The following is a 12,077-nucleotide window of genomic DNA, read 5'->3' on the forward strand; positions in this document are numbered from 1 at the left end:
CGGTGGGTGTGTCGGGGTTCTGGGCTGGTGATCGCTGGTTGCGGTCTCGATCTGATCTGACGCACGAGGTTGTGGCCGGAGACCGCGATCATCGCCTGGCTTGCGCCCGCCAGCCGGTATCGCACCCGGCTGGGCCGCGGCGGCTTCTGCCGCTGTCCAACGTGTTCGGGCCTGCGGCGGGGTGGTTGATCACGGTGGTGGGGTGGTGACACGCCGCCGAACACGTCCACAAGTTCATGATCGACGTGGAGGAGCGGGCCGGGCTGGCAGCAGACCCCGGCCCCGGAGGCCGGCCGGTGCTGGCAGCAGGCCCGGACCCGGGGGCCGGCCAGGACCCGGGGGTCGGCCAGTCGGCTGGTGCTGGCACCAGGCCCAGGCCCGAGGGGGCTGGCCTGAGCCGGCCCGGGGTCGGCTTGGTGCCGGCCGGTTGCCGGGCCGGTGGTGGGCGGGGTGGCTGGTGTTGTCCGGCGGTGGGGAAAGGTGGTGGGTAAACGCGTCAAGGCCCACCCCTGGGGGGTGGGCCTTGACAGCGATGTTTGTCCGGCGGTGTCCTACTCTCCCACAACGTCCCCGTTGCAGTACCATCGGCGCTGGAGGGCTTAGCTTCCGGGTTCGGAATGTTTCCGGGCGTTTCCCCTCCGCCATGACCGCCGTAACACTATCAACATATCAACCCTTGCCTACGACACCGAACGGTGGAGGCGGTTGCATGCCGTGATGTGCATGGTGGACGCGAGCGTTTCTTTGCGCAGCTTCTGACGTAAAGATAGTTAGGTAAGTCCTCGGCCTATTAGTACCAGTCGACTGAACACATTGCTGTGCTTACATCTCTGGCCTATCAACCCGGTGGTCTAGCCGGGGGCCTTACCCCATCTCTGGGTGGGAGACCTCATCTTGAAGCGAGCTTCCCGCTTAGATGCTTTCAGCGGTTATCCCTTCCGAACGTAGCCAACCAGCCATGCCCCTGGCGGGACAACTGGCACACCAGAGGTTCGTCCGTCCCGGTCCTCTCGTACTAGGGACAGCCCTTCTCAAGTCTCCTGCGCGCACGGCGGATAGGGACCGAACTGTCTCACGACGTTCTAAACCCAGCTCGCGTACCGCTTTAATGGGCGAACAGCCCAACCCTTGGGACCTACTCCAGCCCCAGGATGCGACGAGCCGACATCGAGGTGCCAAACCATCCCGTCGATATGGACTCTTGGGGAAGATCAGCCTGTTATCCCCGGGGTACCTTTTATCCGTTGAGCGACACCGCTTCCACATGCCAGTGCCGGATCACTAGTCCCGACTTTCGTCCCTGCTCGACCCGTCAGTCTCACAGTCAAGCTCCCTTGTGCACTTACACTCAACACCTGATTGCCAACCAGGCTGAGGGAACCTTTGGGCGCCTCCGTTACCCTTTAGGAGGCAACCGCCCCAGTTAAACTACCCACCAGACACTGTCCCTGAACCGGATCACGGTCCGAGGTTAGATACCCAGATCAAACAGAGTGGTATTTCAACGATGGCTCCACCATGACTGGCGTCACAGCTTCAAAGCCTCCCACCTATCCTACACAATCTGAACCGAATACCAATGTCAAGCTATAGTGAAGGTCCCGGGGTCTTTCCGTCCTGCCGCGCGTAACGAGCATCTTTACTCGTACTGCAATTTCGCCGGGCCTGTGGTTGAGACAGTGGGGAAGTCGTTACGCCATTCGTGCAGGTCGGAACTTACCCGACAAGGAATTTCGCTACCTTAGGATGGTTATAGTTACCACCGCCGTTTACTGGCGCTTAAGTTCTCCGCTTCACCCCGAAAGGCTGACAGGTCCCCTTAACGTTCCAGCACCGGGCAGGCGTCAGTCCATATACAGCGTCTTACGACTTCGCATGGACCTGTGTTTTTAGTAAACAGTCGCTTCCCCCTGCTCTCTGCGACCCCACCCAGCTCCAGCCGCGAAGGCCTTCACCAGACGAGGCCCCCCTTCTCCCTAAGTTACGGGGGCAATTTGCCGAGTTCCTTAACCACAGTTCGCCCGATCGCCTCGGTATTCTCTACCTGACCACCTGTGTCGGTTTGGGGTACGGGCCGCGCACAGCTCGCTAGAGGCTTTTCTCGGCAGCATAGGATCATCGACTTCACCTGATACGGCTCGGCATCACGTCTCAGCCTGTTGTGGTGCGGATTTGCCTACACCACGGCCTACACGCTTACCCCAGGACAACCACCGCCTGGGCTCGACTACCTTCCTGCGTCACCCCATCGCTCAACTACTACCAGCCAAGATCCCAGCACTCGCGCTTCCCACCCGAAGGTGATCCACGTCCATGAAGGTTAGTACAGCCAGGTTCGTCGCGGGCGCTGCTTTGCGGGTACGGGAATATCAACCCGTTGTCCATCGACTACGCCTCTCGGCCTCGCCTTAGGTCCCGACTCACCCAGAGCAGATTAGCTTGACTCTGGAACCCTTGGTCATCCGGCGGCAGGGTTTCTCACCCTGCATTCGCTACTCATGCCTGCATTCTCACTCGCGTGGCGTCCACGGCTAGATCACTCTGCCGCTTCACCCGCCACACGACGCTCCCCTACCCATCCACACACCTGGACCAGCTCACGCTGGCCGAGTCATTGTGTGAATGCCACAGCTTCGGCGGTGTGCTTGAGCCCCGCTACATTGTCGGCGCGGAACCACTTGACCAGTGAGCTATTACGCACTCTTTCAAGGGTGGCTGCTTCTAAGCCAACCTCCTGGTTGTCTATGCGATCCCACATCCTTTTCCACTTAGCACACGCTTAGGGGCCTTAGCTGGTGATCTGGGCTGTTTCCCTCTCGACTACGAAGCTTATCCCCCGCAGTCTCACTGCCGCGCTCTCACTTACCGGCATTCGGAGTTTAGCTGACTTCGGTAAGCTTGTGGGCCCCCTAGGCCATCCAGTAGCTCTACCTCCGGCAAGAAACACGCGACGCTGCACCTAAATGCATTTCGGGGAGAACCAGCTATCACGGAGTTTGATTGGCCTTTCACCCCTAACCACAGGTCATCCCCCAATTTTTCAACATTGGTGGGTTCGGTCCTCCACGACGTCTTACCGTCGCTTCAACCTGCCCATGGCTAGATCACCCCGCTTCGGGTCTAGAGCATGCGACTAAAGCGCCCTATTCAGACTCGCTTTCGCTACGGCTTCCCCACACGGGTTAACCTCGCCACATGCCACTAACTCGCAGGCTCATTCTTCAAAAGGCACGCCGTCACCTCAGAACAAGTCCTCAGCTCCGACGGATTGTAGGCAGACGGTTTCAGGTACTATTTCACTCCCCTCCCGGGGTACTTTTCACCATTCCCTCACGGTACTAGTCCGCTATCGGTCACCAGGGAGTATTCAGCCTTACCAGGTGGTCCTGGCAGATTCACGGCAGATTACAGGAGTCCGCCGCTACTCGGGAACACCCACCACAGGTCGTAAACTTTCAGCTACAGGACTCTCACCCTCTACGGTCCCTCATTCCAGAGGATTCGCCTAGCCCACGACTTTATAACTGTGTCACCCAGTGTCAGCTGGATCTGCAGGGTCCCACAACCCCGCGTACGCAACCCCTGACAGGTATCACACGCACACGGTTTAGGCTACATCCGCTTTCGCTCGCCACTACTCACGGAATCACATGTTGTTTTCTCTTCCTACCGGTACTGAGATGTTTCACTTCCCGGCGTTCCCTCCACACACCCTATGAATTCAGGTGCGGGTAACCCGACATGACTCGGGCTGGGTTCCCCCATTCGGACACCCTGGGATCACAGCTTGGTTGACAGCTCCCCCAGGCCTATCGCGGCCTCCCACGTCCTTCATCGGCTCCTGGTGCCAAGGCATCCACCGTCTGCCCTTAAAAACTTACCTACAATACGCAGAAAACAAAGATGCTCGCGTCCACTATGCACATCTCAACAAACAACCAACCCACACCCACACCCGAAACACACACCACACACGCGGCAGTTTGAATCAGAAGATGCGATCGGCGATCCAGAAAAAACCCGCCCCGAACTCGGAGCTTGTTCTTTCAGGACCCAACAGGGTGCTATACGAAGCCATCAGCCGCACCGGGCCGTTCCACGCACACGAAGATGCAGTACTAGGGATCCGGCCGTTGCCGATACTTCTCTGCCAGCGTCTCCGCCATATGAGCCCCACTGCTGACACTCGCAGCAGCTGGGTCCTGACCCGCTTTCGCAGGTAGGTGCTCCTTAGAAAGGAGGTGATCCAGCCGCACCTTCCGGTACGGCTACCTTGTTACGACTTCGTCCCAATCACCAGCCCCACCTTCGACCACTCCCTCCCTTACGGGTTGGGCCATGGGCTTCGGGTGTTGCCGACTTTCGTGACGTGACGGGCGGTGTGTACAAGGCCCGGGAACGTATTCACCGCAGCGTTGCTGATCTGCGATTACTAGCGACTCCGACTTCACGGGGTCGAGTTGCAGACCCCGATCCGAACTGAGACCGGCTTTTTGGGATTCGCTCCACCTCACGGTATCGCAGCCCATTGTACCGGCCATTGTAGCATGCGTGAAGCCCTGGACATAAGGGGCATGATGACTTGACGTCATCCCCACCTTCCTCCGAGTTGACCCCGGCAGTCTCCCATGAGTCCCCACCATAACGTGCTGGCAACATGGAACGAGGGTTGCGCTCGTTGCGGGACTTAACCCAACATCTCACGACACGAGCTGACGACAGCCATGCACCACCTGTGCACCCCCCCGAAGGACACTGAATCTCTCCAGTTTTAGAGTGCATGTCAAACCCAGGTAAGGTTCTTCGCGTCGCATCGAATTAATCCGCATGCTCCGCCGCTTGTGCGGGCCCCCGTCAATTCCTTTGAGTTTTAGCCTTGCGGCCGTACTCCCCAGGCGGGGCGCTTAATGCGTTAGCTACGGCGCAGGAAACCGGAGAGGCCCCCCACACCTAGCGCCCAACGTTTACAGCGTGGACTACCAGGGTATCTAATCCTGTTCGCTCCCCACGCTTTCGCTCCTCAGCGTCAGTATCGGCCCAGAGACCCGCCTTCGCCACCGGTGTTCCTCCTGATATCTGCGCATTTCACCGCTACACCAGGAATTCCAGTCTCCCCTACCGAACTCTAGCCTGCCCGTATCGACCGCAAGCCTGGAGTTGAGCCCCAGGTTTTCACGGACGACGCAACAAGCCGCCTACGAGCTCTTTACGCCCAATAAATCCGGACAACGCTCGCGCCCTACGTCTTACCGCGGCTGCTGGCACGTAGTTGGCCGGCGCTTCTTCTGCAGGTACCGTCACTTTCGCTTCGTCCCTGCTGAAAGAGGTTTACAACCCGAAGGCCGTCATCCCTCACGCGGCGTCGCTGCATCAGGCTTCCGCCCATTGTGCAATATTCCCCACTGCTGCCTCCCGTAGGAGTCTGGGCCGTGTCTCAGTCCCAGTGTGGCCGGTCGCCCTCTCAGGCCGGCTACCCGTCAAAGCCTTGGTAGGCCATCACCCCACCAACAAGCTGATAGGCCGCGAGCCCATCCCCAGCCGAAAAACTTTCCACCACCAGCCATGCGACCAGAAGTGAATATTCGGTATTAGCCACCGTTTCCGATGGTTATCCCAAAGCCAGGGGCAGGTTACTCACGTGTTACTCACCCGTTCGCCGCTCGAGTACCCCGAAGGGCCTTTCCGCTCGACTTGCATGTGTTAAGCACGCCGCCAGCGTTCGTCCTGAGCCAGGATCAAACTCTCCAAAAAGAATTCAAAAACCCGGCAAAAAACAACCACCGACATAAAAAATGTCCGAATGTTTGCTTAATACCAAAGGAATGACCACGACGAGGTGATCAATAAATTGGCACTGGCATATCTAGCACCCTGTTGAGTTCTCAAAGAACAAGCACACACCGAAACCCACCACATCTCTGCGGGAAGTTCGCGGGGCAACTCGTCAAAGCTTACCCGACCGGTTTCGCGTCCCCCTAACCGGGGTCCGCACCACTCGGGGCGGCTCAGCGATCCGGCCTCCGCCCGAGCTATCCGCTCCGGCGTTTCTGTCCGTTCCTCGCTGGCAGAGAGAACATTACGCGGCCCGGCGGGCAGGATGCAAATCGGGGTGGGCCGACTGCGGTCACACCACCTCGACAGCTCCATTCTCGCAGGTCAAGCGCTTGACTCGTCGGGAAAGGAGAATCCACCTCATGCCCGCGGAGGACAATCTGACGCGTGAAGGTGACCGCGGACACAGGCCTGATCGCCTACGGGCACGAGGTGATGCCCTGGTTGATGCGCGACCCGGTCCGCAACAATCCGCTGCTCACCCTCCTTCAGTCGCGGATGGACAGTGTCTCGGCCGAACACGAGCGGATGCTGCTGCTGCGCGTACTCGATGAATCCACCGACGGCCCGCGCCTGGCCGCGGTGGCCGTGTGGCCGCCGCCCTTCGCCCTGATGCTCAGCTCGGTGCCCGACGCCGCGGTGCCTGTGCTGGCGCACTACCTGCTGGATTCGGCACCGGACGCACGGCGGTTCACCGGGCCGCCCGACCAGACCCGCCGCCTGGCCGAGACGGTCGCGGCCGCCGAGGGCGGCCGGGCGGTGCTGCGGGAGTCGTTCCGGATGTTCGAGGCGTCGCGGATCGAACGGCCCACCGGCGTGCCCGGCCACGCCCGGGAGGCCGGGGAGGCCGACCGCGAGCTGCTGGTGCAGTGGTCGGCGGCATTCCACCGGGAGGCGCTGCCGCGCGAGCCGCACCCCGATCCGGCGGCGCCGGTCGACGGGCGGCTGGCCCGCGGCGGACTGCTGTGGGTATGGGAGTCCGGCGGCGAGCCGGTCAGCATGGCCGCGCTCACCGTCCCCGTCGCGGGAGTGGCCCGGATCAACCTGGTCTTCACGCCGGGGCGCCGCCGCGGCCACGGTTACGCGAGCGCGCTGGTGGCGGTGGTGAGCGAGGCCACGCTCGCGGCCCGGCTGCGGCCGGTGCTGTTCACCGACCTCGCCAATCCCACCAGCAACAAGATCTACCAGGTGATCGGCTACCGCCCGCTGCACGACGTGCAGCTGTGGGAGGTGGGCTGACTCAGGCGGCGGCGGGCTGGGGCACGTGGGTGATCTCGGCGGCGCGCAGCCGTCCCGCGCTGAGCGCGACGACCGCGATGAGGGTGGTCACCAGTCCGAACGAGAACGGCAGCGAGGTGGCGTGGGCGATGCCGCCCATGAGGCCGGGTCCGGCCAGGCCCGCGCCGTACGAGACGGTCGCCACACCCGCGATGGAGTGCGCCGGGTGGTCTCCGGTGTGCCCGGCGGCGCTGAACGCCAGCGGAACCACCACGGCCACCCCGAGCCCGATCAGCCCGAAGCCGGCGATGCCCACGGCGGGCGCCCACGAGGTGACGACCAGGACGCCGCCGAGGATGCCCACCATCCCCGCGAACCGCACGGTGCCGACCGCGCCGTAGCGGCGTACGACGGCGTCGCCGACGAGGCGGCCGCTCGTCATCGCGAACGCGAACGCGCTGTACGCGATGGCGGCCTGTCCCTCGCTGGAGCCGAGGATCTCCCGCAGGTAGACCGCGCACCAGTCGGCGGTGGCACCCTCGGCGAACACGGCGCAGAAGCCGACCAGTCCGATGATCAGCACCGGGCCGCGCGGCAGCGAGAAGCGCGGCCCCTCGTCGCTGGCGGGTGCGGGTGCGCTGGGCAGCAGCCAGTGGCCGGCGATGACGGCGACGACCGCCAGCAGCACCGCCATGACGCCCAGGTTGACCGGTGCGCTGATACCGGCGAACGCGGCGGCCGCGCCGATGCCCGAGCCGACCAGGCCGCCCAGGCTCCACATGCCGTGCAGGCCGGACATGATCGAGCGGCCGAGGCCCTGCTCGACGGCGACGCCCTCGGCGTTCATGGCGATGTCGGAGGTGCCCGCCGTCACGCCCGCGAGCAGGAGCATGCCCATGAACGCCCAGACGTTGGGCGCGAGCGCGAGCACGCCGACGGCGGCGCACCAGGCCGGGATGAGGATCCGGGTGGCGGTGCGGCCGCCGATGCGGGCGACCAGCCGCCCGGTGAACGGCATGGAGCTCAGCGAGCCGACCGCGGGCATGATCAGGGCCAGGCCGAGCCTGCCCTGGCTGAGGTGCAGATGTTCGGCGATCCACGGGATGCGCGCGGCGAAGCTGCCGCTGGCGGCGCCGTGTACGGCGAAGATCGTGGCTACCGCCCAGCGGGCGCGTGTCAGGTCCCGGGTCACTTCAGCACCTTATCTGCGAGAGCGCTCTCCGCCGCTAGTCCCCTGCCCTGACCTGGTGTCATACGGCGGCGAGGATCAGCGCGGTCGCGGAGAGCCCGAGCCCGGCGAACTGGATGGCGCGCAGCCGCTCCTTGTTGACCGTCAGCGCCAGCAGCACCGTGCTGGCCGGGTAGAGCGAGGCGATCGGTGCCACGATGCTCAGCTGTCCCGCGTTGGCCGCCATCAGGTAGAACCCGTTCGCGGCGATGTCCAGGCAGCCGGCGATCGCGGTCAGCGCCAGCACCCGGCCCCGCAGCACCAGGGTGCCGCCCATCGGCCGCAGCAGCGCCAGCCCGACCGGGATCGACGCGAGCCGGGCGCAGGCCAGCGGCCACATCCCGGCGCTGGACCCCGCCTGGGCCAGCAGCAGGAAGAACACCCCGAACAGCGCCCCCGACGCCAGCGCCAGGCCGATCACGCGCGGCGTCACCGCGCTCGCCCCGTCCGACGGGCCGAGGCTCACCAGCGCGATCGCCACCACCGCGCAACCGGCCGCCGCCAGTGACACCGCACCCGGCCGCTCGCCCAGCACCAGGCCTCCGGCCAGCGGCACCAGTGCCGAAGTGACCGCGGTGATCGGGGCGACCACGGACATCGCGCCGCTGGCCAGGCCCTGGTAGAGCAGCACGATGCCGAAGAGTCCGGCCACCCCGGCGGCGGCGCCCCAACCCAGCCCCGACACGCCGAGCCGACCCGGGACCAGCAGCAGGAAAACTGCGATCATCGGTATCGCGCACAGCTGCGAGACGACGGTCACGGAGAACGAGTGGCCGCGCACGCTCGCGGCCCCCTGCTGGACCGCCTTGCCACCGCAGAAGTCCGCAGTGCCCCAGACCAGGGCGGATGTACCGGCGAGCAGGATAGCGATCACAGCGTGTTCGTATCACAGCGGCGACCGCGGAGGACAGGGTGTTGACCGAGACGACGGTGGAGCAGACCCGGACGGCTGACCGCGGCCTGCGTACGCCCCGGCCGCGGCAGGTGCCGATCGACGAGATCAACGCGGCGGTGGCGCTGCACGTGCGGGCGCTGCGGACCGGGCGGGGCTGGTCGCTGGACGAGCTGTCCGGCCGGTCCGGGGTGAGCAAGGGCATGCTGGTGCAGGTCGAAGCGGGGCGGACCAATCCGAGTGTGGGGACGCTCGCGCGGATCGCGGACGCGTTCGGGGTGGCCGTGGCCCGCCTGCTGCAACCGGCCGCCGACCGCACCGTGCACCTGAGCGAGTTCGAGGACGGACCGGTGCTGTGGCGGGGCGGCCGGGGCGGCACCGGGCGGCTGCTGCGCGGGGTCACCGACCCGGCCACGGTCGAGCTGTGGGACTGGCGCTTCGCCCCGAACGAGCGGTACGACGCCGAGGAGCAGCAGCCGGGGGCGCGGGAGATGGCGCATGTGCTGGTCGGGCAGATCGTGGTCACCATCGACGGGGCCGACCACCTGGTGCAGGCGGGGCAGACGCTGGACTTCCGGGGCGACCGGGCGCACACGTACCGCAACGTGCAGGACGGCCCGGCGCGCGTGGTGATGCTGGTGGCGATGCCCCCGGGCGAGTACACCCACCGCCGCGGTCCGCGCTGAGCGGGCACGAAGAAGCCCGCACCGGTCGGTGCGGGCTTTCTCACGGGTACGGAGCTAGGCCGTCTTCTCTTCGCGGTGGTGCCGGGCGCGGCGGCCGGTGCCGAGCTCGCGCCGCGGGACGATGGTCGGGTAGACCTTCTCCAGCACCGTGGCTCGGGTGATCAGCACGCGCTCGGCGTTGGGGTCGCTGGGCACCTCGTACATCACGGAGAGCAGGACCTCCTCCATGATGGCGCGCAGGCCCCGGGCGCCGGTGTTGCGCAGCATCGCCTGGTCGGCGATCGCCTCCAGCGCCTCGCTGTCGAAGTCCAGCACCACGTTGTCGAGCTCGAACAGGCGCTGGTACTGCTTCACCAGGGCGTTGCGCGGCTCGGTCAGGATCTTGACAAGCGCCTCGCGGTCGAGGCTGCGCACCGTCGTGATGACGGGCAGGCGGCCGATGAACTCGGGGATGATGCCGAACTTCAGCATGTCCTCCGGCATGACCTTGGCCAGCACCTCGTCGTTGTTGCCCCGGTCGGTCACCGCGCGCAGGTGCGCGCCGAACCCCAGGCCCGAACGGGCGGTGCGCTGCTCGATGATCTGTTCCAGGCCGGCGAAGGCGCCGCCGCAGATGAACAAGATGTTCGTGGTGTCGATCTCGACGAAGTCCTGGTGCGGGTGCTTGCGTCCGCCCTGCGGCGGCACGTTGGCTCTGGTGCCTTCCAGGATCTTCAGCAGCGCCTGCTGCACGCCCTCGCCCGAGACGTCACGGGTGATCGACGGGCTGTCGGACTTGCGCGCGATCTTGTCGATCTCGTCGATGTAGACGATGCCGGTCTCGGCGCGCTTGATGTCCCAGTCGGCGGCCTGAATGAGCTTGAGGAGGATGTTCTCGACGTCCTCACCCACGTATCCGGCCTCGGTGAGCGCGGTGGCGTCGGCTATGGCGAACGGGACGTTCAGCATGCGCGCCAGCGTCTGGGCCAGGTGGGTCTTGCCGGTGCCGGTCGGGCCGACCAGCAGGATGTTGCTCTTGGCCACCTCGACGGACTCGCCGCCGCGGGTGTGCGCCACGTCGGCCTGGAGCCGCTTGTAGTGGTTGTAGACCGCCACCGCCAGGGCCTTCTTGGCCTGGTCCTGACCCACCACGTATGAGTCGAGGAACTGGCAGATCTCCATCGGCTTGGGCAGCTCCTCCCAGCGGACCTGCTCCTCGCCGGCGAGCTCCTCTTCGATGATCTCGTTGCAGAGGTCGATGCACTCGTCGCAGATGTAGACCCCAGGGCCCGCGATGAGCTTCTTGACCTGCCGCTGCGACTTACCGCAGAAGGAGCATTTCAGCAGGTCGCCGCCGTCGATCCGTGCCACCTACGACTCCCCCTGCCCCTGAAGCTGACGAACGCCTTGCCGTTCCCGGCGGCGCGCACATCGGTTCTGTGATGACGTTACCTGTTGTGAGCCGTTTTGCGGCGCCCCCACCCCGGCTGCCATGCCGAAGATTCTGTCACGTCCCCCCGACAACCGCTTCGGCGCCGTCCACCCGATGGGGTGAACGGCGCCGACCGACGGAACGGGGTCAGCGCGCCCCGGCCATCGCCGACTTCTTCCGGTACGACAGCACCGAGTCGACCAGGCCGTATTCGACCGCCTCACCGGCAGTGAGGATCTTGTCGCGGTCGATGTCCTTCTTGACCTTCTCGACCGACTGGCCGCTGTGGCGGGCCAGCATCTCCTCCAGCTGGGTGCGCATGCGCATGATCTCGCGAGCCTGGATCTCGATGTCGGATCCCTGACCGTAGCCGCCCTCGGTGGCCGGCTGGTGGATGATGATCCGCGAGTTCGGCAGCGCCAGGCGCTTGCCGGGCGTGCCGGCCGCCAGCAGCACCGCGGCCGCACTGGCCGCCTGGCCCAGGCAGACCGTCTGGATGTCCGGGCGGACGAACTGCATGGTGTCGTAGATCGCGGTCATCGCGGTGAACGAGCCACCGGGCGAGTTGATGTACATCGTGATGTCGCGGTCCGGGTCGGCGGCCTCCAGCACCAGCAGCTGGGACATCACGTCGTTGGCCGACACGTCGTCGACCTGCACGCCCAGGAAGATGATCCGGTCCTGGAACATCTTGGCGTACGGGTCGATCGTCTGCTGGCCCGTCGTGGTCCGCTCGATGAACTGCGGGACGATGTAGCGACTGGACGGCTGGCCGAAGCTGGGCGTCATAGCTGGAAACATGTTGCGCTC

At 64.8% G+C, this 12,077-nt stretch carries 6 protein-coding genes and 3 rRNA genes; 2 read left to right on the top strand and 7 right to left on the bottom strand.

Annotation, left to right across the window (positions count from 1 at the left end):
* Nucleotides 1-538: 538 nt before the first annotated feature.
* The 3 genes from rrf to Cs7R123_RS13740 form a co-directional block, all read right to left on the bottom strand.
* A 5S ribosomal RNA gene (rrf, locus tag Cs7R123_RS13730) occupies nucleotides 539-655 on the bottom strand.
* A gap of 115 nt (nucleotides 656-770) precedes the next feature.
* Nucleotides 771-3,883: ribosomal RNA gene (locus tag Cs7R123_RS13735) — 23S ribosomal RNA — on the bottom strand.
* A 351-nt stretch (nucleotides 3,884-4,234) separates the two neighbouring features.
* Nucleotides 4,235-5,751, bottom strand: a 16S ribosomal RNA gene (locus Cs7R123_RS13740).
* The 16S, 23S and 5S rRNA genes sit together here, the layout of an rRNA operon.
* 468 nt (nucleotides 5,752-6,219) lie before the next feature.
* On the opposite strand from Cs7R123_RS13740, the gene Cs7R123_RS13745 reads away from it, so the two are divergent.
* Nucleotides 6,220-7,071, top strand: coding sequence for a GNAT family N-acetyltransferase (locus Cs7R123_RS13745; protein ID WP_212826634.1), 852 nt, complete (start codon nucleotides 6,220-6,222; stop codon nucleotides 7,069-7,071).
* 1 nt (nucleotide 7,072) lies between these two features.
* Here Cs7R123_RS13745 and Cs7R123_RS13750 read toward each other — a convergent pair whose 3' ends face one another.
* Nucleotides 7,073-8,242 (bottom strand): MFS transporter, encoded by a 1,170-nt coding sequence (locus tag Cs7R123_RS13750; protein WP_212826636.1) that lies wholly within the window; start codon nucleotides 8,240-8,242, stop codon nucleotides 7,073-7,075.
* Nucleotides 8,243-8,300: 58 nt separating this feature from the next.
* Entirely contained in the window at nucleotides 8,301-9,152 is an 852-nt protein-coding gene (locus tag Cs7R123_RS13755; protein WP_212826638.1) for a DMT family transporter, read from the bottom strand.
* A 41-nt stretch (nucleotides 9,153-9,193) separates the two neighbouring features.
* On the opposite strand from Cs7R123_RS13755, the gene Cs7R123_RS13760 reads away from it, so the two are divergent.
* Nucleotides 9,194-9,856 (top strand): helix-turn-helix domain-containing protein, encoded by a 663-nt coding sequence (locus Cs7R123_RS13760; RefSeq protein WP_244871813.1) that lies wholly within the window; start codon nucleotides 9,194-9,196, stop codon nucleotides 9,854-9,856.
* A 54-nt stretch (nucleotides 9,857-9,910) separates the two neighbouring features.
* On the opposite strand, the gene clpX is transcribed toward Cs7R123_RS13760, so the two are convergent.
* Both clpX and Cs7R123_RS13770 read right to left on the bottom strand, forming a co-directional pair.
* Nucleotides 9,911-11,206, bottom strand: a complete 1,296-nt coding sequence (gene clpX, locus Cs7R123_RS13765; protein WP_212826640.1) for an ATP-dependent Clp protease ATP-binding subunit ClpX — start codon at nucleotides 11,204-11,206, stop codon at nucleotides 9,911-9,913.
* 208 nt (nucleotides 11,207-11,414) lie between these two features.
* A complete protein-coding gene (locus tag Cs7R123_RS13770) occupies nucleotides 11,415-12,068 on the bottom strand; it encodes an ATP-dependent Clp protease proteolytic subunit (RefSeq protein WP_280517295.1) in 654 nt (217 codons plus the stop codon).
* Nucleotides 12,069-12,077 lie beyond the last annotated feature (9 nt).

The organism is Catellatospora sp. TT07R-123 (genome assembly GCF_018327705.1).
Taxonomy (GTDB): domain Bacteria; phylum Actinomycetota; class Actinomycetes; order Mycobacteriales; family Micromonosporaceae; genus Catellatospora.

Excerpts from the sequence above, each read along its gene's own strand:
- Cs7R123_RS13770 (WP_280517295.1), bottom strand. The coding sequence starts at position 12,068 with ATGTTTCCAGCTATGACGCCCAGCTTCGGCCAGCCGTCCAGTCGCTAC.